Source organism: Amycolatopsis sp. cmx-11-32 (genome assembly GCF_047608695.1).
Lineage (GTDB): Bacteria > Actinomycetota > Actinomycetes > Mycobacteriales > Pseudonocardiaceae > Amycolatopsis.
This window is the reverse complement of sequence record NZ_JADNQN010000008.1, coordinates 294,405-319,177: the sequence shown is the minus strand read 5'-3', so window position 1 is coordinate 319,177 and position 24,773 is coordinate 294,405. Positions and strand designations below refer to the sequence as shown.

Here is a 24,773-nt window from a genome sequence, read left to right as displayed (position 1 = left end):
CTGGGTCCCTCAAGGAGTCCTTCACGGACCCGCGCCCAGCGTTTCAACCTCATCCCCAGGATAAATCGCCCCTCACGACCGCCTTGACCCAGTGTTGTCCGTCGGGGCTTGGTGTTGTCGCTCAGGCTGGTGGGGTGTGGGCATGCCGAGGGGCCCGTCGCCGGTGTGGCTGGCGGGCTCCTCGGGTCAAGCTGGGAGGGTGTTGCGTCGGGTTTTTCGCAATGGATCCAGGTATTGGGGTGGGATGAATTCGGGTAGTCCGTCGGCGGCTATCTGGACTTCCCAGTCGCCGTGGTGGATCAGGCGGTGATGGAAACCGCAGAGCAGTGTGAGGTTGCGCAGGTTGGTGGGTCCGCCGTCTACCCAAATGGTGAATGTGGTGGGCGTCATAGTTTTCGACCCGACGCCGAGCGAGGCCGTCGGAAACGGATAGTCGAAACCCGCCTCGACCTCGTCCCGGCAGGCCCTGGCCAGTGTCATCAGCACGTCGGGGTCGATCGGCGCGCGGCTTCCGTCGAAGGAGACCACCGAGCCGGAGAGCGCGCGCACCTCGTGTCGCAGTCTGGTCGGCAGCACCCGGTCGAGTTTGGTGAGGGCTCGGAGCGCGGCGTCACCGCTGCCCGCGCCGGCGAGCAGCGAGACCGCGGTGGCGATCGCTTCCTCGTCGTCGAGCAGCAGTGGCGGCATGTCGTGGCCGGGGCCGAGCTGGTACCCCCGCCGACGCCGTTGCTGGACCGCACCGGATAGCCGAGCGCGTGTAGCCGCTCGATGTCCCGCCGGATCGTGCGCGGGGTGACGCCGAGTCGTTCCCCCAGTTCAGGGCCGGTCCACACGGCGCGCTGCTGCAGCAGCCCGAGCAGGGTGAGCACCCGCTCCGTCGTACCCCGTTCCGCCTCCATGTCACCCACTGTGTCAGAGATAGCGGACCGATCCTGTCCGCTAGGCGTGCCAGAGTAATCCCATGAACCACAAGAGCCGCGAAATCCAGGTCAGCTTCGACGCCCTCGACCCGAAGGCGCTGTCCACCTTCTGGCGCGACGCCCTGCACTACGTCCACCCCGGCCCGCCGGGGGTCGAGGTGCCCGAGGGCACCGACCCACTGGACGCCTGGGACGAATTCCTCGAGCGCGTGGGCGTGCCCGAGGAACAGCGCAACAGCCGGTCCGCGCTCGAAGACCCGGCAGGTGAGGGGCCGAGGATCTTCTTCCAGCAGGTCCCGGAAGACAAGATCGCCAAGAACCGCGTCCACCTCGACATCCGCGCCGCTCCCGGGCTTCAGGGGGACGAGCGGATGGCGGCGCTCGAAGCCGAGTGCGACAGGCTCGTCGCACTCGGGGCGAAGCGGATTCAGCGCTTCGAGCCCGAGCAGCCGCTGAGCCTCGGCTTCATCGTGATGAACGACCCCGAGGGCAACGAATTCTGCCTGGACTGACTCAGACCGTCGTCACGGCGATCGCGTTGTCCTCCAGGGAGCCGAAATACAGGGTTCCGGCCCGCTCGCGGACCCCGACGAGCACATGGAACCCGTCGATCTCCCCGCGCAGTTCGTGCACCTGCTTCCCGTCGGGCGTGACACCCCGCACCCCGCATTCCCGCGCGGGTGCGGGCTGAAGCGACGTCGGCAGCGCGCGGACACCGGCCCGCAACGGCGCGGGAAGCTTCTGCACCAAGGAAAGCGCGGGGACCTTCGGGCTCGCCACGGTGATCCAGATCAGCCCGTCGCTGCCGGTCGAGATGTTGTCGGGGTAGCCCCACAGATCGTCGACCAGGTAGTCCCGCGTGCCCGCCTTCTCGCCGGTCAGCCACACACGGGCGACCCGGCAGGCGCCGGTCTCGGCGACGGCCACAAAGGACTCGTCGGGCGGCAGCGCGACGCCGTTGGCGAACTGGAAACCGTCGGCGAGCTGCTCGAACTCGCCGTCCGGGGTTCGCCGCAGAAGGCGCCCGCCGCCGGTCTGCTCGATCAGGTCGTCACGCCACTTCTCGATGCCGAAGCGCCGCGACGAGTCCGTGAAGTACACCGTGCCGTCGGAAGCAACGGCGGCGTTGTTGCAGAACACGAAGTCGAGACCCACCGCCGAAGTCGCCAAGGTGGTGACGGCGCCACCGGCGAGCGGCATGGTCAGCAGCCCGGCCTTGGCGTCGCAGATCAGGAGGTCGTCGCCGTAGAACTCCAGTCCCAGCGGTCGGCCGCCGGTGTCACCGAGGACGTCGATCCGCTTGCCGTCCGGCGCGACGCGCAGGACGCGCCCGTCGTCGACGCCGGTGTAGATCCGGCCCTGGTCGTCGACAAGGACGTCCTCGGGACCGTGCCCGTTGACCGGGATGACCGTGACCTCGCCGAACGCCATCGCGTGTCTCCTAGCGGTAGGTGAGCAGTTCCGCGGCTTCCGCCTCGAAATGCGGATGTTCGTTGAACGACAGCATGGTCACCCCGCCGCGGCCGGACACCAGTTTGGTGATGCCCGCGTTCACGGTGACCCGGTTCAGTTTCAGCAGCCCGGCCTCGGGCGCGCCCATCAGCGCGCCGCAGACCGTGGCGATGACCCCGCCGGAGCTGAAGACGACGGCGTGCTCACCCTTGCCCAGCGATGCCACGAGATCGGCCAGCGCGCCTTTGACCCGTTCCAGGAACTGAGGCCAGGTCTCGGCACACGGCCCGGCGGCCCCCGCCGCGATCCACGCGCTCAGCGCGCCGTCCAAAGCGGCCTGATACGCCCGCGAATCGGTCTGCTGAACACCGGCGGCGTGGTACTTCGCGATGTCGACGTGGTCGTACTCGTTCCAGCGCTCGTCCTCGACGACGGCGATCCCGGAGTCGAGCACCTTTAACGCCGTCGCGGCCGTGTCCCGTTGCCGGGCGAGGGAACCGGAGCGCGCCTGACTGAATTCGACGCCGCGCCGCAGCAGTTCCGCACCGACCACAGTGGACTGTTCGAAGCCGTGCGGCGAGAGCTGGTCGTAGTTCTCCGCACCGAAGGACGCCTGCCCGTGCCGGACCAGGTAAATCGCGCCCATCTACGCGTGTCCTCCCTTCGCGATGATCCGGCGGCAGCGCCCGTCCAGATAGCCGACGAACTGCCAAAGATCCTTCAGTGCCGGGTTGTCCGTCTGTCCTTCGTGGAAACGGAAGTAGATCTGCTGGATCACCACCGCGAGCCGGAACAGGCCGTACACCTCGTAAAACGTCCAATCGCCGATCCCGAGGCCGGATCGCTCCGCGTACCGCCGCACGAAATCTTCACGCTTGTACATGCCCGGCACGTGCGTCGGTTGACGACGGCTGAGCTTCATGACGTCGTCATCGTCGTCCTGCACCCAGTACGCCAGCGTGCTGCCGAGCTCCATCAGCGGATCGCCGAGCGTGGCCATCTCCCAGTCGAGCACCCCGACGATGTCGAGATCGTCGTCGAGCACCAGGTTGTCGAGCCGATAGTCGTTGTGGATCAGGCAGATCTTCACCTCGGACGGCTGATTCTCCTTCAGCCACGCCATCACCTCGGCGCAGTCCGGGACGTTCTCCGTGCGCGCCTTGAGGAACCGCTCCGACCAGCCGCGCACCTGGCGTTCGACGTATCCGGCGCCCTTGCCGAGGTCGGCCAGTCCCGCGGCCCCGACGTCGACGGCGTGCAATTCCACCAGCCTGTCGACGACCTTGCCGCACAACTCACGCGCGCTCTCCGCCGCCAGATCCAGTCCCGAAGGCAGGTCCCCGCGCAGGATCAGGCCTTCGAGCCGCTCCATCACGTAGAAGTCGTCGCCAAGCACGGTTTCGTCGTCACAGAAGGCGAGCACCTCGGGCACGTAAGGGAAGACCGGCCGCAACGCCCGCTGGACCCGGAACTCGCGGCGCATGTCGTGCGCGGACGCGGCCTTGTGCCCACCGGGCGGACGCCGCAGGATCAGCTCCCGGCCGGGGTAGGTCAGCAGGTACGTGAGATTCGAGGCGCCGCCGGGGAACTGGCGGACCTCGGGCGGCGTATCGCCGAGCCCTGGCACCCGTCCGGTCAGCCAGGTGTGCACCGCGGCCGGGTCGAACGCGTCCTCATCACGAACCTCGACCGTCTTGTCCGAGCCCAGGGTCATGCGAACTTCTTCAGCACCGACGCCGGGACGAACCGGAACACCTTCGCGAGCGGGGTCCACGGCCACGACGGCACGAACGCCTTCGCCTTCTCGGTTTCGATCGCCTTGACCAGCGCCAGCGCGCCGGCCTCCGCCTTGATGGCGAGCGGGATCTTGGAGATGTCCGCGTTCATCTCCGACTCGATGAACCCTGGCAGCAGCTGGGTTACCTTGATCGGCGTCCGCATCAGCTCGATCCGGGTGCCCTCGGCCAGCGCCGAGACGCCCGTCTTCGAAGCGGCGTACGCGGTCATGTTGCCGGGGAAGGGGCGAAGCGCCGAGAAGGAGGAGACGACCACGAGGTGACCATCCTTTTGCTTCCGGAAGATGCCGACGGCGGCTTCGATCTGGGCGGCCGCGGCGAGGAAGTTGGTCTGCAGGGTCTGGCGGTTGGCGTCGAACCGGCCGGAGCCGATCGGCTGTCCCTTGGCGAGGCCCGCGTTCACGATCACGCGGTCGAGGGAGCCGAGTTCCTCGCGGAACTCCTCGAAGACGGCGAAGACCTGGTCGTGGTCGTTCACATCCAGCTTCCGGGTGACCACGGTGATGCCGGGATACGCCTTCTTGAGCTCCGCGGCGAGAGCGTCGAGCCGGTCGAGACGGCGGGCGGCCAAGGCCAAGTTGCGGCCTCTGGCGGCGTACTGCCTCGCCATTCCCTCGCCGAGTCCGGAGCTCGCCCCGGTGATCAGGATGTTCTTCCGCAGGACCATGTCCGGGAGCGTACCGGTTGGTAACAAGTTCGGCGCCCTCCGGACGAAAGGCTGCCCCCGGCGCCTAGGATTCGCCGGGGGCAGCCTGTCCGGAAGGCCTACTACTTCACCTGGAGCAGCTTGTTGGCGGTGCCACCGGTCGGGTTGCTGATCTTGCCGTCGGCCGCCGCGGCGACCAGGCCTTCGGAGACCTGAGCCGGGGTGGCGTCGGGGTGGGCCGACAGGTAGAGCGCGGCAGCACCCGCGACGTGCGGCGAAGCCATCGAAGTACCACTGATGGTGTTCGTGGCGTCGTCACCGGTGCCCCACGACGAGGTGATGTCGACACCCGGGGCGTAGAGGTCCACGACCGAGCCGTAGTTCGAGAAGCCGGCCTGCTTGTCGGTCTTGTCGCTGGCGGCCACCGTGATGGCCTCCTTCACCCTGGCAGGCGAAGTGGTGCCGGCGTCGGAAGACTCGTTGCCCGCCGCGAGCGCGAAGGTCACGCCCTTGGAGATGGCACCGCGAACCGACTCGTCGAGGGCGTCGTCCGCGCCACCACCGAGACTCATGTTCGCGACCGACGGGCCCTTGGCGTTCGCCGCGACCCAGTCGACACCGGCGACGACACCTTCGGTGGTGCCGCTGCCGTTGGCGTCCAGCACGCGGACGCCGACGATCTTCACGCCCTTGGCCAGGCCGTACTCGGTGCCGCCGATGGTGCCGGCGACGTGCGTGCCGTGGCCGTGCTCGTCGTTGGGGGTGTCGTCGTTGTCGATGAAGTCCTTGCCGCCGGCGGCGCGGTCACCGAAGGTGCCGTGCGTGCCGCGGACACCGGTGTCGATGACGTACGCGGTGACGTCGTCGGCCTTGTTCGGGTAGGTGTACTTCTTGTCGAGCGGCAGGTCCGCCTGGTCGACGCGGTCGAGGCCCCACGACGGCGGGTTGTCCTGGGTCTCGCTGATCTTGAACGTCTTGTCCTGGACGATGTACTCGACCTGCGGGTCGGCAGCGAGACGCTTGGCGGCGGCCTCGTCGGCCTTGATCGAGAAGCCGTTCAGCGCCGAACCGAACGTGCGGGAAAGCGTGGTGCCATATCGACCGGTAAGGCCTTGCGCCTTGGCGGCGACGTTCGCGGTGACCTCGCCCGCCACGGCCACGCCCTGGCCGACGGCGGTGGGCTTGAGGACGACGATGTAGCTGCCGCCGACCGCGTTGGCCGCACCGGCGCCGCGGATCTCGCCCTGCTGGTCGGCATTGGCCGGACCCGCACCGAAGGTGGCGACCGCCGCGGTCACACCGGCGAGGGCGACCCCCGCCATCAAGCCGTTCCGGGTCTTTCGGGACTTCAGGTTTTTCCGGGACTTGCTCACTGGATCCCTTCCTGCCGCACCGTGCGGATCACCCGGGAGGATGATCGTTGCTGAGGTCATGCAAACCGGTGCGCCATGGGCCGGGCAATGATTCACAGTTACCAGTACTAGACCGAAGGGAGTAGCGGCGCTCGTCCGGAAAGGCGTTTTCGCCTGACGGAAGGCGCCCTTGGAGTGTTACCCCGGACTGTTGAAGTTATTCGTGTTGTTATCAACCGAGCGATGTCAAGAAGCGGCAGATGGGGGCGGTCAGCAGCATATGGCGGTGGGGAGCGCTATCACGAACGAGGACGACCAGCCGCGTACGGCGTTCGCCACCGCGTTGCGGTCGGCCATCGCGACCAGCGGGCTGAGTCTCGACCGCATCCAGGCCCGGCTCCTGGCGCGCGGCGCGTCGGTCAGTGTCACCGCGTTGAGTTACTGGCAATCGGGGAAACGACAGCCGGAACGGCAGAGTTCGCTGTCCGCGGTGCGGGTCCTCGAAGAAGTGCTGGCGATTCCCGCCGGTTCACTGCTCAGCCTGCTGCCGCCGCCTCGGCCACGTGGGGCGGCGTCACGCCGCAGCCGCGCCACCACCGAACAGCCGATGACCTTCCCGTTCGAAGCGCTCCAGGCCCTGCTGGAGAAGGTCGGCGCTCCCAACGCGCTCGAACAACACCATCAGCTGAAACTGGTCGGCCTGCACGACCTGTGCGAGATCGCCGCCGACGGCGGACAGCGCGCGGTGACCGCGCGGGCGGTGTTCCAGGCGGGCGCGGACGGCCAGGACCGCTGGCTGCTGGTCTACGCCCAAGGTGATCCCGAGGCGGGACCGCCGGTGCTCAACACCCTGCGGAACTGCCACGTCGGGCGCGCCGAGGTCGACGACGAGCACGGGCTCACGGTGGCCGAACTGCTCTTCGACCGGCCCATCGACCGCGGCGAGACCCACCTGATCGAGTATTCGCTGACGAACCCCGGGCCGCCGTATCCGGAATGCCGGAACACGCATTACCGCGAGTTCCGGCGGCCCGTCCGGGAGTACCTGCTGGAGATCCGGTTCGACCCGGACACCATCCCGACGAAATGCTGGCAGTACTCCCGGCAGGGGACATCGCCGCTGGACCGCCGGGACCTGAAGCTCGATCAGAACCATGGCGTCCACGCCGTCGCGCTCGACTTCGGTCCCGGTGTCTTCGGCATCGACTGGGAGTATTAGCCGGGGACTTGGTTTTCGGTGATGTTGATCAACGGCTTCAGAGTCCCCGGCGTTCTTCACCTCCAGGTGACAAGCCCTAGTGCAGCTTGTTCCGTAGCACCTTCCCGGTCGCGTTACGCGGTAGTTCGTCGAGGAACTCCACGTCGCGCGGCACCTTGTACCGGGCGAGGTTCGCCTTGACGTACTCGCGCACGCCCTCGATGTCCAGATCCGCGCCGTCGGCCCGCACGACGAACGCCTTCAGCCGCTGCCCGAACTCGGGATCGTCGACGCCGACGACCGCCGCCTCGATCACGTCCTCGCGCTCGACCAGGAGGTTCTCCACTTCGATCGGGAAGACGTTCTCGCCGCCGGAGACGATCATCTCGTCGTCGCGGCCGTCGATGAACAGCAAGCCGTCCTCGTCGAAGTGGCCGACGTCGCCGCTGGAGAGCAGCCCGTCGATGATCTCCTTGTTCCGCCCGTCGGTGTAGCCCTGAAAGCTCAGCCCGCTGCCGACGAACACCCGGCCGGTGACGTGCGGCTCGGTGATCTTGCCGCCCTTCTCGTCGTACAACGCGACCTTGCAGCCGACCGGCGCGCGGCCGACCGTGCCCGGCGCCTTGCGCCAGTCCTCGGGCGTCGCGACCGTCGCGACCGCGACCTCGGTCGAGCCGTAGAGGTTGTGCACGACGTCCCCGAACGCGGCGGTCGCGCGGTTCCCGAGGTCCGGGGACAGCGCGGAACCCGCGACGAAGATGATCCGCAGGCACGAGGTGTCGTATTTGGCGCGGATCTCTTCGGGCAGGTCGACGATCCGCTGCAGCATCGTCGGCACGAGGACCAGCGTGGTGCAGCGGCTCTCCGCGACCCCGCGCAACGTCTCCTCCGGCACGAACTTGCGCCGCATGACGACCTTCGAGCCGAGCGCGAAGGACAGGATGAACTGCGACAACCCGGTGCCGTGGAACAGCGGCGCGCCCATGTAGGTCGCTTCGCCGGTCCGCAGCGGGATGCGGTCCAGGAACTGCGCCGACGCGAGCGCGGAGGTGTGCGGCCGGGGCGCGCCCTTCGGCGTCCCGGTGGTACCGCTGGTCAGCAGGATGAACCCGCCCGGTTTGGCGGGCGCGGGCCACGGGCGGTCGTCGGTGCTGGCCACCAGTTCGGTGACGACCGGGATATCACCCTGACGTGCGGAGTCCGTGTCGACCCACGCGAGATAGTGCTCGACGTCGCCCTCGATGGCTTCCAGCAGGTCGGTGAACTCCTGGTCGTACACGAGCGCCGTGACGCCTTCGCGCTTCGCGACATCCGCGAGCTGCGGTTTGGCGAATCCGGTGTTCATCAGCAGCAGCTTCGCGCCGAGTTTGCCGGAGGCGAGCATCGTCAGCACGAGACCGCGGTGGTCGCGGCACAGCGCGGCGATCACCGAACCCGGGCCGAGGCCGCGTTCGGCCCATGCCCTGGCCAGCGCGTTCGACTGGGTGTCGAGCTGCTTGAAGGTCAGCGGCCCGAGCTCGTCGATGATGCCGGTCGCGGCCGGGTCCCGGCGGGCGGCGATCATGTTGGCGCCGGCGAACGGGCCCCACTTCCGCACCAAGACCAGCGAGCGCAGGCCCTCGTCGACCCGGGGGATCGGGAGCAGGCCCGCTTGGCGCATCACGTCGATGCTCCGCACGGTCTCGGTCACCTTGCCCGCCACCATGGTGGCGAGGCCGGTGGGGTTTCTCATCCGGGCACCTCCGTTGCTGCTGCGGCGAGACACCATGCCGCCGTCGTTCGCGTACCGGCGGTATGGGGTTGCTACTCGACAGTAGCCGACCGGTAGCTGCGGCGCATTAACCCGCTGGTGACAGAAATGTCGGTAGGAACTAGCACAATGGCAACGTGCAGGCGTTCGCAGGTCAAGAGGAAGATGGCGACTTCGCGATCTCGTTTCCCGGCGAAACGCTGCGGGGCCTGAAGCTCGCGGAGTTCGCTGAGAAGGTGCGAGGCCTGGAAGCCGAGCACGCACCGCGCTGGGTGTTCCCGTCGGTCGAGCGGGCGTACCCGGCACTGATCAAGGCAGGCGTCCGGGTGCGGCGGTGTCACGACCTGGCGCTGACCGAAGGCCTGCTGCTGGCCCATGAGGGTCGCCCGCAGGAGTCGCGGAGCCTGCACGCGGCGCTGGCCAGGGCGAACGGACAGGAGGCGCCCGCCGACGAGCCGCCGCCCTGGGCCGAGGACGACCAGCCGACGCTGTTCGAGACGCGCGGCCCGCAACTGCCCGACGGCGTCACCGTCGTAGAGGCCGCCCGCCGCGTGCTGGCCGAGCAGGAGAAGCGGGTCGCGCTCGCCGAACATCCGGAGCGGCTTCGGCTGCTCTTCGCGGCGGAGTCGGCGAGCGCGCTGGCGGCCGCGGAGATGTCGGCCGACGGGCTGCCGTGGCGGGCCGACCTGCACCTCGAGTTGCTAGCCGACCAGCTCGGGCCGCGCGTCCCGGCCGGGCAGCGGCCGAAACGGCTGGTCGAACTGGCGGCGAAGATCAGCGACGCGTTCGGCGGGCGTCCGGTCAACCCGGACGCTCCGGCCAGCGTCGTCCGGGCGCTGGGACGGGAGGGCATCGAGGTCACCTCGGCCAGGAAGTACCTGCTGCGCGACATCGACCATCCCGCCGTCCCGCCGCTGCTGGAGTACAAGGAACTCGCGCGGCTGCATTCGGCCAACGGCTGGACCTGGCTCGACGAATGGGTGCACGACGGCCGGTTCCGCCCGCACTACATCGTCGGCGGGGTCGTTTCGGGCCGCTGGGCCAGCCGTGGCGGCGGCGCGCTGCAGATCCCGAAAGTGCTCCGGACCTGCGTCCGCGCCGATCCGGGCTGGAAACTGGTGGTCGCCGACGCCGCGCAGCTGGAGCCGAGGGTGCTGACGGCGTTGTCCGGGGACCGCAAGCTGGCCGACGTCGCCGCGGCCACGGATCTGTACGCGAGCCTCGCCGAGGCGATGTTCTCCGGAGTGCGTCGCGTGCCGGTGCCCGCCTGGGACGACAGGGACGATCGCGACCGGGCGAAGATCGCGATGCTGTCGGCGATGTACGGCGGCACGTCCGGGGAGGCCGGTCCGTTGCTGGCGTTGCTGCGGACCAGGTTCCCCGACGCGGTGTCCTATGTGGAGCGTGCCGCTCAGGCCGGGGAACGCGGCGAGCGCGTCCGCTCGCGGCTGGGCCGGACGTCGCCCGCGCCGTCGGAAGCCTGGCGCGCGCTGACCGGCGGCTCCACCGACGACGAAGCGGCCGAGACGAAGGCGCGTCAGGCGTCGCGTGGCTGGGGCCGGTTCACCCGGAACTTCGTCGTGCAGGCGAGCGCGGCGGACATGACCGCGGTCCTGCTGGCGACCCTGCGGGGCAAGCTCCCCTCCCCCGCGCACCTGGTCTTCTTCCAGCACGACGAAGTCCTGGTGCACACCCCGGCCGAGTTCGCCGACGAGATCTCGCAGTCCATTGTGGACAGCATGGCGGAGTCGGCGAGGATGATGTTCGGTGCCGCCTGCCCGGTCCGGTTCCCGCTGCACATCGCCGCCGTGGACACCTACGCCGACGCCAAGTGACCCGCACCGTGTCGTCCATCTGATCACGCGAGTTCGCCGCCCAATCACACGAACTCGCCGCCTGATCACGCGAGTTCGCCGTTCAATCACACGAGTTCCGCCTCCGATCAAGCGCGTTCCACTTTCCACGCCACGGAAGACGCGTGCTTGGGCGGCAAACACGTGTGATTGAACGGACGACGCGCGTGATCAGGCGGCGGGCTTGCGTGATTGAACGGCGAACTCTCGTGATTGGGCGGCGAACTCTCGTGATTGGGCAGACAACACGCGTGATCAGGAGGCTGCGTCGTCCAGGGCCTTGATGACGCGCTTCAGCGAGACGGGGTGAGCTGTGCCGAGAGTTTGGGCGAAGAAGCTCACCCGCAATTCCTCGATCATCCACCGGATCTCGCGCAGCGCCGGGGACGAGGTCCCTGGCGGCTGAGCGTCGAGCGCGGCCTGATACTCGTTGCAAAGCCACGCGACGTCGCCGGTGCGCTGGACGTCGCGGGTCGGTTCGGTCGGGAGTTTCTCCAGCCGCCGTTCGATCCCCCGCAGGTACCGGACGACGTGCTTCAGCCTGTCCTGCCCGGTTTCGGTGACGAAACCCTTGCGCACCAATCCGTCCAGCTGTGCCCGGATGTCCGCGAGCGAATCCGCCGGGCCGCGGGTGTCGGCCAGCCGCGTTTCGACGTCGTTCGCCGCGCGCAGGATCTTCTCGACGTTGGTCAGCACGTCGAGCACTCCGGCGTTCAGCCCGGCACGCACTTTTTCCTGCAGGACGGCGAAACCGGCTTCGTCCCAGCGCGGGCCGCCGTTGTCACCCACGAGTCTGTCGACAGCGCAGTCGACGCAGTCTTCGAGCAGTGCCGCCACCGACCCGTGCGGATTGCGGTTCAGCACGAGCTTCGACGAATTGCCCAGATTGCGGGTGATGAACTTCATCGGCGACGGCAGGTTCAGCCGCAGCATCCGCCGCGTACCCGCCCACATCGACTGTTCCTGCTGTCCCGGCGTGTCCAGCAGCCGCACCGCGACGGTGCCGCCCTCGTCAACCAGCGCCGGATACGCCTTGACGTCGTGCCCGCGCTGCTTGCTCGCGAACACCTTCGGCAGCTCGCCGAACGCGGGCGTCGTCAAGCCCTGGCGCTCGATGCTGTCGGCGGCCTTCGAGATCGTCGCGCGCACCTGGCCGGACAGGTCTCGTTTCAGCGCCTCGATGTCCTTGCCCTCGGACACCTTCTTGCCGCGGACGTCGACCACGCGGAAGGTCATCTTCAGATGTTCGGGTACCGCGGACAGCTGCCAGGCGTCGTCGGGGATCACCACCCCGCGCAAGGCCTCCAGTTCGTCGGCGGCGGCGTGCAGCAGTGGACCGTCGGCCGGGCCGACCCGCGACAGCACCAGCTTCGCGTGGTCGGGCGCCGGCACGAAGTTGCGCCGGATCGCCTTGGGCAGCGACTTGATCAGTTGCGTCACCAGTTCTTCGCGCAGGCCGGGGACCTGCCAGTCGAAGCCGTCCGGGGTGACCTGGTTCAGCACCGGCAGCGGGATGTGCACGGTGACGCCGTCCGCGTCCGCGCCCGGCTCGAACTGGTAAGTCAGCTTGAAGGTCTGGCTGCCCTGAGTCCAGAAATCGGGGTAGTCGGCCTCGCGCACGCCGCCCGCGGTCTCGTTGATGAGCATCGTCTTCTCGAAGCTCAGCAGGTCGGGCTCGGTGTGCCGCGCCTTCTTCCACCAGCTGTCGAAATGCCTCGCGGAGACGACGTCTGCCGGGACGCGCTGCTCGTAGAACTCGAACAGTGTCTCGTCGTCGACCAGGATGTCGCGGCGGCGGGCCCGGTTCTCCAAGTCCTCGACCTCATCGAGCAGCGCGCGGTTTTCGCGGAAGAAGTGGTGCCTGGTCTCCCAGTCGCCTTCCACCAGCGCGTGCCGGATGAACAGTTCGCGGCTCAGTTCCGGATCGATGCGCCCGTAGTTGACCCGGCGATCGGCGACCAGCGGGACGCCGTACAGCGTCACCTTCTCCAGCGCCATCACCGCGCCCTGCTTGCGCTCCCAGTGCGGCTCGGAGTAGCTCCGCTTCACCACGTGCCCGGCGAGCGGCTCGACCCATTCCGGCTCGATCCGCGCGTTGACCCGGCCCCACAGGCGCGAGGTCTCAACCAGTTCGGCCGACATCACGAATCGCGGCTGCTTCTTGAACAGCGCCGAACCCGGGAACACCGAGAACCGCGCCCCGCGCGCGCCGAGATAGTCCCCCTTGGCCGGGTCCTTGAGTCCCACATGTGACAGCAGCCCGGCGATCAGCGACGTGTGCACACGTTGCGGATCGGCCGGGCCGGTGGTGTTGAGGGTGATGCCGAGCGGTTTGGCCAGCTGACGCAGCTGGCTGAAGATGTCCTGCCACTCGCGGATGCGCAGGTAGTTCAGGTACTCGTTGCGGCACAACCGGCGGAACTGGTTGGTGGACAACGCCTTCTGCTGCTCGCTGACGTACTCCCACAGGTTCAGGTACGCCAGGAAGTCGGACGTCTTGTCGGCGAACCGCGCGTGCTGCTCGTCCGCCGCCTGCTGCTTTTCCGCCGGCCGCTCACGAGGGTCCTGAATGGACAGTGCGGCGGCGATGATCATCACTTCGCGCACACAGCCGTTGCGCGAGGCCTCCAGCACCATCCGCGCCATCCGCGGGTCGACCGGGAGCAGCGCGAGTTTGCGGCCGGTCTCGGTCAGCTTCTTGCCGTCGGTCATGTCGAAGGCGCCGAGTTCCTGCAGCAACTGGACGCCGTCGGTGACCTGGCGACGATCCGGCGGCTCCACGAACGGGAACGCCGCGATGTCCCCGAGGCCGAGCGAGGTCATCTGCAGGATGACCGACGCGAGGTTGGTCCGCAGGATCTCCGGATCGGTGAACTCGGGCCGCGCGTCGAAATCGTCTTCGGAGTACAACCGGACGCAGATACCGTCCGAGGTCCGGCCGCAGCGGCCCTTGCGCTGGTTCGCCGACGCCTGCGAGACCGGCTCGATCGGCAGGCGCTGGACCTTGGTGCGGTGGCTGTAGCGCGAGATCCGGGCGGTGCCGGGGTCGACGACGTACTTGATGCCCGGCACGGTCAGCGACGTCTCGGCGACGTTGGTGGCGAGCACGACGCGGCGCCCGGTGTGCCGGTGGAACACACGATGCTGGTCCGACGACGAGAGCCGGGCGTACAGCGGCAGGATCTCGGTGTTGCGAAGGTCCTGTTTGGACAAGGCGTCCGCGGCGTCCCGGATCTCCCGCTCCCCCGAGAGGAACACCAGGATGTCGCCGGGGCCCTCGTGCTGGAGCTCGTCGACGGCGTCGCAGATGGCCTGCGTCTGGTCGCGATCGGAGTCGGCGTCCGGATCGTCGGGGTCGATGATCGGCCGGTAGCGGACCTCGACCGGATACGTCCGGCCGGAGACCTCGACGATCGGCGCGTCGCCGAAGTGCTTCGAGAAGCGTTCCGGGTCGATGGTCGCCGAGGTGATGATCACCTTGAGGTCGGGGCGGCGCGGCAGGAGCTGTTTGACGTAGCCGAGGATGAAGTCGATGTTGAGGCTGCGCTCGTGCGCCTCGTCGATGATCAGCGTGTCGTACTGTCGCAGCATCCGGTCGGTCTGGATCTCGGCGAGCAGGATGCCGTCGGTCATCAGCTTGACCAGCGTGTCCTGGCCGGACTGGTCGGTGAACCGGACCTTGTAGCCGACGGCCTCGCCGAGTTCGGTGCTCAGCTCGGAGGCGATCCGGTCGGCGACCGTGCGCGCGGCCAGCCGCCGCGGCTGCGTGTGCCCGATCTGGCCGCGGATGCCGCGTCCGAGTTCGAGACAGATCTTCGGCAGCTGGGTCGTCTTCCCGGAGCCCGTCTCACCCGCGACGATCACCACCTGGTGGTCGCGGATCGCGGCGGCGATCTCGTCCTTGCGCTGGCTGACGGGTAGCTCTTCGGGGAACGAGATCTTCGGGACGCCGTCGCGGCGGCGGGTGACCCGCAATTCCGCGGCCTCGATGTCGGCCTCGATCCGGGCGGCGAGGTCCTCGGCGTTTCGCGCTTTCCGGGCACCGTCGAGCCGTCGCCGGAGGCGGTGCTCGTCGCGCGACATGAGTTCGGGCAAGCGAGCGCGCAGGGCGCCGAGCGGGGAAGTTGTGGAAGCCATGACCGGCACCAGGATAGCCGCGCGTGACGATCAGGGCTCCCGAATATCCCTCACGTCACCACCACCCCCCGCAACTAGTCCTCTAGTTGCGGTAGTTCGCACCACCAACTACCGCAACTAGAGGACTAAACGCGGGGGGTCAGGGGCGTGCGAGGGAGGCGGGAGTGAGGTCGGCGAGGGTGCGGTGACCGGACAGGCCCATGGTCAGGTCGAGGTCGGCGAGCAGGCTTCGCAGCACGTGCCGGACGCCGTCCTCCCCCGCGTGCGCGAGCCCGTACACCCAGGGCCGCCCCACCAGCACGGCCTTCGCCCCGAGCGCGAGGGCCTTGGCGATGTCGGCGCCGGTGCGGATCCCGGAGTCGAACAGCACCTCGAGCCGGTCGCCGACCGCGGCCACGATCTCCGGGAGCACGTCGAGCGAGCCGACGGCGCCGTCGACCTGGCGACCGCCGTGGTTGGACACCACGATCCCGTCCATCCCGGCCTCGACGGCGCGGCGCGCGTCGTCGGGGTGCTGGATTCCCTTGAGGACGATCGGCCCGTCCCAGTGCTCACGCAGGAACGGCAGCCGGTCCCAGGTGCTGTCGGTGCCGGTGATCATCGAGATCCAGCGCAGGATCGCGGTGGGCGCGTCCTCTTCGGGCGTCTTCTCCAGCAGGCCGCGGAACACCGGGTCGCTCAGCGGGACGCCGAGTCCCTCGCCCTTGATGAACGGCAGGTACGCGTGGTCGAGGTCGTTCGGGCGCCACGCGAGGGTCCAGGTGTCGAGCGTGACCACGAGCGTGGTGAAGCCCGCTGCTTTCGCCCGCGCCAGGATGCTCGCGCAGACGTCGTTGTCGGTCGGCCAGTAGAGCTGGAACCAGCGCGGCCCCTCGCCACTGGCCTGCGCGACGTCCTCGATGCTCGTCGAGGACGCCGTCGACATGACGTAGGGCAGACCGACCGACGCCGCAGCGCGAGCGGCAGCCGGTTCCGCGCCCTCGTGCACGATCGACTGGACGCCGACCGGCGCCAGCAGCACCGGCGCCGGCACGGGCGTCCCCAGGACGGTCGTCGACAGATCGCGCTCGGTGGAGCCGGTGAGCATCCTCGGCACCAGGCGCCAGCGGTCGAACGCCTCCCGGTTGGCGCGCGCGGTGGCGCCCGAACCGGCCGAGCCCGCGACGTACCAGAACGGCCCGGGCTCCAGGATCTCCCTCGCCGACTCCTCCAGCTTCGTGGCGTCGGTGGAGCACGGCGGGAAGGTCCCGCCGAGCCCCCGCAGGTAGATCTCGTTCTGGTAGCCGCCGAACCGCTCTGTCACCCAGGCCTCCTCGTCACGTCGCCCGTGCCACCTCTTCGCGGCCTTCGCGGGTCGAAGTACCCCGGACGATACTCGCCGGTAGCAACCAGGTGAGTCTCTCCGAGCGGATGACCGCGACTGGACCGATCACGGCCAGCAGCAGGACATAGCCCGCGACGAACGGCGCGACCCTCGAGTCCAGCCCGGCCGCGGTGGCCATCGCGGCGAGCACCAGCGAGAACTCGCCGCGCGTGAGCACGGTCAGCCCGATGTTCACCCCGGCCTGGCGGCCGAATCCGTGCAGTCGCGCGGCCAGCGCGCCCGCGCCGAGGTTCGCCGCGATCGTCAGCGCCACCGCGATCAGCACCGGCACGACCACCGAACCGACCGCGTTCGGGTCGATGCCGAGGCCGAAGATGAAGAAGAACAGCGCGCCGAACGCGTCCCGCAGCGGGAGCACCAGCTTGTGGATGCGTGGCGCGACCTTCGAGCCGCCGAGCATCATGCCGACCATGAACGCGCCGATGGCGTCGGACACCCCGACCTCTTCGGCGACGGCGGCGCCCATCACGGCGACACCGACGAAGCAGACGGTCAGCAGTTCGTCGTCGGCCGAGCCGAACAGCTTCGAAACCACGCGGCCGCCCCAGCGGGCGAGCGCGGCCAGCACGATCAGGAACCCGAAGGCCTTGCCGAAATCGGCCATGGCCGAGCCGAAACTCCCGGCACCGGACAACACCGGTTGCAGCAACGCCAGGTACAGCGCGAGGAACAGGTCCTCGATCACGATGATGCCCATGATCAGGCGGGACTCGGGATTGGTCATCCGGCGTGCTTCGACCAGGAGTTTGGTGACGATCGCCGACGACGAGATCCCGATGGCGCCGGCGATGACCAGCGCCTCCCTTGTCCCCCAGCCCAGCAGGAAGCCGAACGCGAGCCCGCCGCCGATGTTGAGGATCAGGTAGATCAGCCCGGACCAGACGAGTTTGCGACCCCCGTTGGCCAGGTCGTCGAGGGAGAATTCGAGGCCGAGGTAGAACAGGAGGAAGACGAGACCGAGCCCGGCGAGCACACCGAGCTCACTCGGATCGTCCACAAGGGACAGTCCAGGAGTGTTGGGGCCGAAGACGAAACCGGCCAGCATGAACAAAGGGATCGTGGGCAGCCCGATGCGGGCGCCCGCTCTGGCGATGACACCGGCGGCGAGGAACGCCCCGCCGACGGCCAGCAGGGCATGACCGGAACTCATGAGACCTCCGATGGTGGCTGATGCGGGATGGGGACGCCGATCAGCGCGGAGGTGCCCGCGCGGCGGCCTGAGGCACCGCACGGCTGACGACGACGGGCACACCCTGCGCAGGGGCGAGTCCGGCGTCGGGGAGGTCGACGGTCGCCGTTTCGGCGGGCGCGTCGGCGAGGGGAACGGCTTGGCCACCATGGAAGGCGGGCAGCGGATGGGTCGCGAAGACGGCGACGGGGTCATCTTCCTTCGCGACGCCGCCATGACCGTGGGGGACGGTCGGCGTGACGAAGGCGAAAACGAGCAAGATCAGCAGAAAGAAGACGGAACGGTGCCGTGGGGCGGGGGCACGGTTCGTCGTCATCTGGCCGCCACTTTACCAGTCCTTTATAGACAGATCGGCGAGAGATCTGTCACGGATCGAGCGCATCGGCGGCCGGTCCTCGACCGCGAAAGCCGGTCCGTGTCCATTTAGGACAGTGGGCGGTGCGCACGGTCATCGCCCCGACCTCAGCATGGCGGGTTCGCGTCGGTCACCCTCGTCTTCGAGCGGGCCGCCGATCGCGGCGTACGTCTCGGGATCCCTGGTCCGCAGCACTTCCGCGCGCAGGAAACCCACCAGTGCCGCGACGACGATGAGGCCAGGCAGACCCCAGCGCAACAGGAACGTCCCCGCCGGGCCGAGCAACAGGTCGAAGTTGAGCAGGATCAGCGCGAGAACGGCCGACAACGCGAGCATCGCCAGCCCCGGCGCGATCCAGCGGCGCCATGCGTTTTCGGCGTGGCGGCGCCGTTTGAAAAAGCCGATCACCGAAAGCGAGACGGCGATCATGATCACCACGACGCCGGTCGACGCCGTCGCACCGAGCCAGGTGAACAGTTCGGTCACCGGGTCGCGGCCCGCGATCGCGAACGCGGCCACCACGACCAGCGCGAGCGCGGTCTGCGTGGCCGAACCGGCCACCGGCGCGCCGGTGCGCTTGCTGGTCTTGGCCAGTGAGTGCGGCAGCAGTCCTTCCCTGCCCAGCGCGAAGAAATATCGCGCGACGGCGTTGTGGAAGCTCAGCAGCGCCGCGCACTGGCCGGTCACGAAGAGCGTGTAGGCGATGTCGGAGAACGTGCCGCCCAGATGCTCGCCCGCCAGGGTGAACAGCAGGTCCGGCCCCTGCGCGGCCGCGGTGGTCACGATGACGTCGGGTCCGGTGCCCACGGCCAGCGCGAGCGACGAGACGACGTAGAGCACCGCCGTGAGCCCGATCGCCGCGAACGTCGCCCTGCCGACCGTGCGGCTGGGTTCGCGCGTCTCCTCACCGTAGGTCGCCGCGCCCTCGAAGCCGACGAACGCGGCGGCGGAGAAGGCGAACACCGCGCCCACGCCGGTGGTGAACAGGCTCGACGGCTCCAGCGGCACGAAGGAAACACTGCCACCGGCGGGATTCGCGAACAACGCGATGTCGACGATCGCGACGACGGCGACCTCGAGGCACAGCGCGACCCCGAGCACCTTGGCGTTGAGATCGACCCGGAGCACACCGAGCGCGCCGACGATCAGCACCATCACCAGCGCGCACAGCCACCACGGCGGCGGGGACCCGGTGAGCGTGCCCAGCCAGGTCGACACCGACCAGCCGAACAGGCCGTAGATGCTGATCTGGATGGCGTTGTAGGAGATCAGCGTGACGAACGCGATCCCGGCGCCGGTGGATTTGCCGACACCGTTGGCGACGTAGGGATAGAAGGCGCCCGCGTTGGTGATGTAGCGGCTCATCGCCGCGTACCCGACCGCGAACAGCCCCAGTATCGGGGCGAGCAGGAGGAACGACAGCGGCACACCGACACTGCCGGTGACCGCGTAGTTCGTCGGGACACCGCCCGCGATGGCGAACAGCGGACCCGCCGCGGCGACGACGAAGAAGACGATCTGGGCGGCACCGAGCCGCCGGTGGCCGAGGACACGCCTCGGCCTGTGCGTACCCATTGACCCGTCCCCCCGGACGTCGAATGGCGGTGAACACGGTCGGTTCGTGCTCTTGATCTTGAGAGGCCATCCAACCTTAGGGCCGGGCAGGGCGGTGAGATACGTCCGTTCAGGCTAAAAACGGACCTCGGGTCGCAGTGGTCCACCGCCTACCGCTACTTTGGCCGTCCCGCACTACAACGCCGGGGGGCGTGCCATTCATGCGTCGGCTGACCTTGGTCGATTCCCTGTTCTTCCTCGCCCACGACGAGTTCACCGGAAAACCCGTGCTGCGCCGCACGGGGCTCGGCATCGGAATGGCAGGCTCCGCGCTCTGTGATCTCCTCCTCGCCGAGCGGATCACCGTGGAGCGCAAGCGAATCCGGCCGCTGTCGCGGCGTGGCCTCGCCCATCCCGCGCTGGATCGGGTGTTCTCGGAAATCCTCGGCGAAGGCGAGTGGCACACCGTCCGGGAATGGGTCGACCACCTCCGTCAGGATCTCGGGGAAACAGTCGCCGACAATCTGCTCGCCGCGGGAGTGATCAACCACGAGACCGACCGGGGGCTCGTGCGGAAGAATCACCGGTACCCGCCACGGGATCTGCTGATGTCGACGGCCGCGCGCAGCAAGGCGAGGGCCGCCGTGCTCGGCACCGAACGACCGGATCCGCATTCGGTCTGCCTCGCCCTGCTGGCCTGGACCATCGGTCTCGACGACCTCTGCGAACCGGAGCTCGACCGCGCCGGGTTGCGAGCGTGGGCCGAGGCCACCCACCGCGAACTCCCGCGGGCGCTGGCCGATCTGATCTCGGGTGTGGACGCGGTGGGCGCCGCCGTCGTCTACACCGGCGACCGCCGCTGACGCTTTTCCTGCCAGCAATAACAGAAAGAGACAATTCTCTACGCAAAGGGATACCTTTCATTGATATTTCCTTTGCGGCGCGGTCTCCGTCCTCGCCTCGCTGTTTCGCCTCGTGTCGTGTTCGCCTCGCCGGGACGGACGCGGGTACACCGTCGGCATCATCGGGTTCCGCTCCGGCACCGGCGACCTGCTCGATGAATTCGGTCCCCAGAACCCACTCGCCCGCCGGCACCTCCCGCATGTCGTGAAGCCTCCTTACCTACCCTGAAAGCAGGGCTCCGGCAAAGTCGCGCAACTGCCGTTTCGGTGTCGCGAAAGTGGCTTTCGCGACACCGGGGGGCGGCCGCGCTTGACGTCTGAGCCACCCTTCGGTCGTGAGTGGGTAAGTCGGGTCAGGGCGGACCGGTAGTTGCTTACCCACGTGAATCAGCCCGACGGCGCAGGGCCTCCGACCTTGATCGACGGAGGATGGGGGACACTCAACGTCCCCGATCCTCCGTCGATCAAGGTCAACTCGGTCGGCTGGGGTGGGGAGGATGACACCGTTTTCAGCCAGTAGGCAAAACGGGTCGGGCAGAACCCGAATCGCCACTCACGACCCGCTTGACCAGCTCTGCGACTTTGCCAGGACCCTGCCTGAAAGTAGGTAAGGAGGCCTTCACGGAGTTCCGAATCAGCACTCACGAGGCCAGCAGGTCTTCGGCGGTCCGCGTGTTGATCACCCGGTCCGGCTCGATCCCCAGCTCGGTGGCCCGCACGCAGCCGTAGACCAGCCAGTCCAGCTGCCCCGGCGCGTGCGCGTCGCTGTCGATCGCGAAGTCGCAGCCCAGGTCCACGGCCAGGTTCAGCAGGCGTGTCGGCGGGTCACGGCGTTCGGGGCGTGAGTTGATCTCGACGGCCACCCCGTTGTCCCGGCAAGCGGTGAACACCGCCTCGGCGTCGAATTCCGACTCGGGCCGCTTCCCCCGCGCCCCCATCACCAGCCGCCCGGTGCAGTGCCCCAGCACCCGGACCCGCGGATGCTGGACGGCCGCGAGCATCCTCGGTGTCATCTCCTTCGCGGGCATCCGCAGTTTCGAATGCACGCTCGCGACGACGAAATCCAGCCGCTCCAGCAGGTCTTCCTCTTGATCGAGGGTGCCGTCGAGGTGGATGTCGACCTCGATGCCGTGCAAGATCCGGAACGGCGCCATCGTCTCGTTCAGTTCGGCGACCACGTCCATCTGCCGCCGCAGCCGCTCGGGCGAAAGACCGTTGGCGACGGTCAGCCGCGGCGAATGGTCGGTCAGGACCATCCATTCGTGCCCCAGCGCGCGGGCGGCCTCGGCCATCTCGTCGATCGGGCTCCCGCCGTCGGACCAGTCCGAATGGGTGTGGCAGTCGCCGCGCAACGCCGCCCGCATCGAGCCGCCGTCGGGCAGCTTCGGCTCGCCGATCTTCTCGAAGTACGCGGGACGACGCCCGGCGAGGACGTCCTCGACCACGGCCGCGGTCGCCTTGCCGATGTTCGGCAAGGCGGTCAGCGTGCCCGCCTCGGCACGTTTGCGCAGGTCGTCCAGCTTGACCTTGGCGATCACCGAGGCCGCCTGCCGGAAGGCCCGCACCCGGTAGGTCGGCTCGCCGGCGCGCTCCAGCCGGAACGCGATCTCCCTCAACGCCTGCGCCGGTTCCATGGCTACCTGTCTACCCCGTCAACGGCGTAACGGCAGCTCATGCAGGGCGACATCGCGCAACTCGCCGTCGTGGATCTCCGCGGTCTGATACGTGCAGAACGGCTGACGGCGCCGGTCGGTCGGCGAGCCCGGGTTCAGCAGCCGTAACCCCTTCGGTGTGACCGTGTCCCACGGGATGTGACTGTGCCCGAAGACGAGGACGTCGGTCTCGGGGAAGAGTTCGTCGCAGCGCCGCTCGCGCCCCTGCTTGCCGCCGGTTTCGTGGATGACCGCCAGGCGGACACCGCCGAGTTCGGCCCGCGCGATCTCGGGGAGCCGCGATCGCAGGTCCGCCCCGTCGTTGTTGCCGTAGACCCCGATGAGCCGCTTGCTCCTGGCCTCGAGTTCGTCGAGCAGGCCGGCCTCGACCCAGTCGCCGGCGTGGACGACGACGTCCGCCGCTTCGACCTCGCGCCAGACCTGGTCCGGCAGCGCCTTCGCGCGCGACGGAAGATGCGTGTCGGCGATGAGCAGCAGGCGCATCACCGGTCCCCGATGGCCCCGAGGATCCGGGCCAGGAAGTCGCCGATATGGGCACGCAGCAACCCGGCGGCGCCGTCGGCATCCCCCTTCTTCGCCGCCGCCAGCACCGCTTTGTGCTCGTTCCATTCCCTGCGCCAGCTGGGGTTCGTCTCCCAGCCGACCGCGCTGATCAGCGCGGCGCGGTCCTTGAGGTCGTCCAGCATCGAGACCATCAGCGGGTTGCCGCAGCCGCTGTAGAGCGCGCGATGGAACCGGCGGTTGAGCAGGCTGAGCGCGACCTGGTCCTTGTCCGAGATCGCCGCCGACGCCTCTTTCAGCAGTTCGGTGGCGTCTTCGAGCAGGTCCGGCGAGCGGCGTTCCACCGACCGGCGCACGGCTTCGGGCTCCAGCACCATGCGGACGTCGTAGACCGACTTCGCCAGCTCCGCGTCCACCACGCACACCGACGCGCCCTTGTACGGGCTGAAGGTCACGAGTCCCGAGTTCGACAGCACCTTGAGCGCCTCCCGGACGGGCGTCTTCGACACCCCGAGCCGGGCCGCGAGTTCGGCTTCGACCAACGGCTGACCGGGCTTCAGCTCACGGGTGAGGATGCCGCGGCGAATCTCCTCGAGCACCACTTCGGTGCGCGAAGCGGGCAGATTGAAGGTCAACGACATCGGGTAATCATATATGAGATGTCATACTCGGTTCATGAAAGACCCTGAGGAACTCCGCGGCCACCGGGCCGGAGCAGGCAACTCGGCATAACCCGGAAGATCACCTCGGTAAACCGGTCATCGCCATCCTCACACCTGGAGGGATATCAACCCCTGGTTCCGGTCGCGACGCTGTCGGAGACCTTCCAGAAACCGACACCCACGCTCTACCGCAACCTGTTGTCGATGGAGACCGAGGAGATCCTGCGGTCCTACCCGATCGACGGCGGTCCTGATGGGCGCGGCGAGCGTGGGCACTGGCGGACCGAGGTGCTCGGCAGCGGCACCGACCTGTGGAAGTACCGGGACGACAAGCGCGCCGGGAGGATCGGCGGCGAGGAACTGTCCGAATTGGAGCGTGGGCTCGCCCGCTCCCCCGGCACCTGTACGACGATGGGAACCGCCCCACGATGATGTCGGTCGCCGAAGTGCTCGGGCTGACACTGCCCGGCGCACCACCGGATGGCCGCGGCGAGCGGAGCGCGGTTGGCGGACCTGGCGTGGGAGGACCCTCACCATCACGAAGATCCTCGACGAGCGCGCGTACGCCGACGCGATCACCACCGCGCTCGGCGGCCGCGGGCGGATCCCGCTGTCCATCGACGATTTCGACATGATCGCGCGCCGGGTCCCCGGTGCTGGCGAACATCCGGCCCGGCGGGGACTGGCTGATGGAGGACTTCTCTCACGCGGGAGGACTTCCCGGCCTGCTCTCCCGGCTGGCCGACCTGCTGCACACCGATCGCGTCACCGTTACCGGCGAAACCCTTGGCAATTCACTGGGAATGGCGCGAGTGCACAACGATGACGTCATCCGTACCCGCGACAACCCTGGCCTCACCGAAGGAGGCGTCGCGGTGCTTCGGGGCAACCTGCTCGTCCACACTGGACCAGCGGTGGCTTTCGGCGATCACAAGGACTTGGAGGCACGCGTCAACGATCCCGCGCGCTCGGCAGCACCGAGGATTCTGTCATGGTGCGGCACGGTTCCGGCCCGCTCGGCGGCCACGGGATGCCCGAGTACGGGATGTTGCCGCTGCCCGATCACCTGCCGGCCAAGGGGGTCCGGGACCTGGTCCGGGTCTCCGACGCCCGCATGAGCGGCACCCGGTTACGGCGCGTGCTGCACGTCGCGCCGGAAACACACGTCGGCGGACCGCTCGCGCTGGTCCGCGATGGCGATCCGATCACCTTGGACGTTCCTTCGCGACAACTCGGCCTCGACGTCGATGATGCGGAATTGCAACACCGGCGAGCACAGTGGACACCGCCCGCCCCGCGCCACGAAAGAGGTTACGGCGCGTCGTACTCCGAACACATCACGCAAGCCGACGCGGGTTGGGACTTCAATTTCCTCACCAGAAAGAGTGAAAGTTACGAACCTGACGCCCAGTGACCACCCGACGGAGTGGCCCGATCGCCCAACCGGGC

The 24,773-nt window shown here is 68.4% G+C and carries 21 protein-coding genes and 2 pseudogenes; 8 read left to right on the top strand and 15 right to left on the bottom strand.

Features of this window, described 5'->3' with window-relative positions:
• Window positions 1–388 precede the first annotated feature (388 nt).
• A pseudogene (locus tag ACM6LR_RS25055) lies at window positions 389–899 on the bottom strand (helix-turn-helix transcriptional regulator); the annotation flags it as partial.
• A 62-nt stretch (window positions 900–961) separates the two neighbouring features.
• Here ACM6LR_RS25055 and ACM6LR_RS25050 point away from each other — a divergent pair.
• Window positions 962–1,432 carry a VOC family protein gene (locus ACM6LR_RS25050; RefSeq protein ID WP_414941041.1) on the top strand — a complete coding sequence of 157 codons (471 nt, stop codon included), beginning with the start codon at window positions 962–964 and terminating at the stop codon, window positions 1,430–1,432.
• 1 nt (window position 1,433) lies between these two features.
• Here the strand turns inward: ACM6LR_RS25050 and ACM6LR_RS25045 are convergent, their stop codons facing one another.
• The 5 genes from ACM6LR_RS25045 to ACM6LR_RS25025 form a co-directional block, all read right to left on the bottom strand.
• Window positions 1,434–2,351 (bottom strand): SMP-30/gluconolactonase/LRE family protein, encoded by a 918-nt coding sequence (locus ACM6LR_RS25045; RefSeq protein ID WP_414941042.1) that lies wholly within the window; start codon window positions 2,349–2,351, stop codon window positions 1,434–1,436.
• A gap of 10 nt (window positions 2,352–2,361) precedes the next feature.
• The gene (locus ACM6LR_RS25040) at window positions 2,362–3,018 is read right to left on the bottom strand and encodes a histidine phosphatase family protein (RefSeq protein ID WP_414941043.1); all 657 of its coding nucleotides are present in this window, start codon (window positions 3,016–3,018) and stop codon (window positions 2,362–2,364) included.
• Window positions 3,019–4,086, bottom strand: a complete 1,068-nt coding sequence (locus ACM6LR_RS25035) for a phosphotransferase family protein (RefSeq protein WP_414944615.1) — start codon at window positions 4,084–4,086, stop codon at window positions 3,019–3,021.
• Complete coding sequence (locus ACM6LR_RS25030; protein ID WP_414941045.1) at window positions 4,083–4,835, bottom strand: SDR family oxidoreductase; 753 nt, start codon at window positions 4,833–4,835, stop codon at window positions 4,083–4,085. The genes ACM6LR_RS25035 and ACM6LR_RS25030 overlap by 4 nt, the downstream gene beginning before the upstream one ends.
• A gap of 101 nt (window positions 4,836–4,936) precedes the next feature.
• The gene (locus ACM6LR_RS25025; RefSeq protein ID WP_414941046.1) at window positions 4,937–6,187 is read right to left on the bottom strand and encodes a S8 family peptidase; all 1,251 of its coding nucleotides are present in this window, start codon (window positions 6,185–6,187) and stop codon (window positions 4,937–4,939) included.
• Window positions 6,188–6,446: 259 nt separating this feature from the next.
• On the opposite strand from ACM6LR_RS25025, the gene ACM6LR_RS25020 reads away from it, so the two are divergent.
• A complete protein-coding gene (locus tag ACM6LR_RS25020; protein WP_414944614.1) occupies window positions 6,447–7,385 on the top strand; it encodes a hypothetical protein in 939 nt (312 codons plus the stop codon).
• Between the two features lie 76 nt (window positions 7,386–7,461).
• Here the strand turns inward: ACM6LR_RS25020 and ACM6LR_RS25015 are convergent, their stop codons facing one another.
• Window positions 7,462–9,096, bottom strand: a complete 1,635-nt coding sequence (locus ACM6LR_RS25015; RefSeq protein ID WP_414944613.1) for an acyl-CoA synthetase — start codon at window positions 9,094–9,096, stop codon at window positions 7,462–7,464.
• A 155-nt stretch (window positions 9,097–9,251) separates the two neighbouring features.
• Between ACM6LR_RS25015 and ACM6LR_RS25010 the strand changes: the two genes are divergently transcribed.
• On the top strand, window positions 9,252–10,949 hold the full coding sequence (locus ACM6LR_RS25010; RefSeq protein WP_414941049.1) for a bifunctional 3'-5' exonuclease/DNA polymerase: 1,698 nt from the start codon (window positions 9,252–9,254) through the stop codon (window positions 10,947–10,949).
• Window positions 10,950–11,222: 273 nt separating this feature from the next.
• Here ACM6LR_RS25010 and hrpA read toward each other — a convergent pair whose 3' ends face one another.
• From hrpA to ACM6LR_RS24985, 5 genes are all read right to left on the bottom strand, one after another.
• Window positions 11,223–15,104, bottom strand: a complete 3,882-nt coding sequence (gene hrpA, locus ACM6LR_RS25005) for an ATP-dependent RNA helicase HrpA (RefSeq protein WP_414944612.1) — start codon at window positions 15,102–15,104, stop codon at window positions 11,223–11,225.
• Between the two features lie 139 nt (window positions 15,105–15,243).
• Entirely contained in the window at window positions 15,244–16,407 is a 1,164-nt protein-coding gene (locus tag ACM6LR_RS25000; protein WP_414941051.1) for a lactate 2-monooxygenase, read from the bottom strand.
• A 13-nt stretch (window positions 16,408–16,420) separates the two neighbouring features.
• Complete coding sequence (locus tag ACM6LR_RS24995; protein WP_414941052.1) at window positions 16,421–17,638, bottom strand: cation:proton antiporter; 1,218 nt, start codon at window positions 17,636–17,638, stop codon at window positions 16,421–16,423.
• A 40-nt stretch (window positions 17,639–17,678) separates the two neighbouring features.
• Window positions 17,679–17,993, bottom strand: coding sequence for a hypothetical protein (locus ACM6LR_RS24990; RefSeq protein WP_414941053.1), 315 nt, complete (start codon window positions 17,991–17,993; stop codon window positions 17,679–17,681).
• Window positions 17,994–18,125: 132 nt separating this feature from the next.
• Entirely contained in the window at window positions 18,126–19,607 is a 1,482-nt protein-coding gene (locus ACM6LR_RS24985) for an APC family permease (RefSeq protein ID WP_414941054.1), read from the bottom strand.
• A gap of 200 nt (window positions 19,608–19,807) precedes the next feature.
• On the opposite strand from ACM6LR_RS24985, the gene ACM6LR_RS24980 reads away from it, so the two are divergent.
• The gene (locus tag ACM6LR_RS24980) at window positions 19,808–20,449 is read left to right on the top strand and encodes a GOLPH3/VPS74 family protein (RefSeq protein WP_414941055.1); all 642 of its coding nucleotides are present in this window, start codon (window positions 19,808–19,810) and stop codon (window positions 20,447–20,449) included.
• Window positions 20,450–20,561: 112 nt separating this feature from the next.
• Window positions 20,562–20,717: a chitosanase gene (locus ACM6LR_RS24975; protein ID WP_414941056.1), complete on the top strand. Its 156-nt coding sequence runs from the start codon at window positions 20,562–20,564 to the stop codon at window positions 20,715–20,717.
• A 412-nt stretch (window positions 20,718–21,129) separates the two neighbouring features.
• Here the strand turns inward: ACM6LR_RS24975 and ACM6LR_RS24970 are convergent, their stop codons facing one another.
• Genes ACM6LR_RS24970 through ACM6LR_RS24960 form a run of 3 tightly spaced genes read right to left on the bottom strand, consistent with a single transcriptional unit; the run spans window position 21,130 to window position 23,303 of the window.
• Window positions 21,130–22,122, bottom strand: coding sequence for a PHP domain-containing protein (locus ACM6LR_RS24970; protein ID WP_414941057.1), 993 nt, complete (start codon window positions 22,120–22,122; stop codon window positions 21,130–21,132).
• An 18-nt stretch (window positions 22,123–22,140) separates the two neighbouring features.
• Window positions 22,141–22,644: a metallophosphoesterase family protein gene (locus ACM6LR_RS24965; RefSeq protein ID WP_414941058.1), complete on the bottom strand. Its 504-nt coding sequence runs from the start codon at window positions 22,642–22,644 to the stop codon at window positions 22,141–22,143.
• Window positions 22,644–23,303, bottom strand: coding sequence for a GntR family transcriptional regulator (locus tag ACM6LR_RS24960; protein ID WP_414944611.1), 660 nt, complete (start codon window positions 23,301–23,303; stop codon window positions 22,644–22,646). The genes ACM6LR_RS24965 and ACM6LR_RS24960 overlap by 1 nt, the downstream gene beginning before the upstream one ends.
• Before the next feature lie 225 nt (window positions 23,304–23,528).
• On the opposite strand from ACM6LR_RS24960, the gene ACM6LR_RS24955 reads away from it, so the two are divergent.
• The 3 genes and pseudogenes from ACM6LR_RS24955 to ACM6LR_RS24945 all read left to right on the top strand — a co-directional run bounded on the left by ACM6LR_RS24955 (window position 23,529) and on the right by ACM6LR_RS24945 (window position 24,738).
• Complete coding sequence (locus ACM6LR_RS24955) at window positions 23,529–23,756, top strand: hypothetical protein (RefSeq protein ID WP_414944610.1); 228 nt, start codon at window positions 23,529–23,531, stop codon at window positions 23,754–23,756.
• Window positions 23,757–24,013: 257 nt separating this feature from the next.
• Window positions 24,014–24,166 (top strand): annotated as a pseudogene (locus ACM6LR_RS24950) (dihydroxy-acid dehydratase); the annotation flags it as partial.
• A 149-nt stretch (window positions 24,167–24,315) separates the two neighbouring features.
• Window positions 24,316–24,738, top strand: coding sequence for a dihydroxy-acid dehydratase (locus tag ACM6LR_RS24945; RefSeq protein ID WP_414941061.1), 423 nt, complete (start codon window positions 24,316–24,318; stop codon window positions 24,736–24,738).
• Window positions 24,739–24,773: the final 35 nt, after the last annotated feature.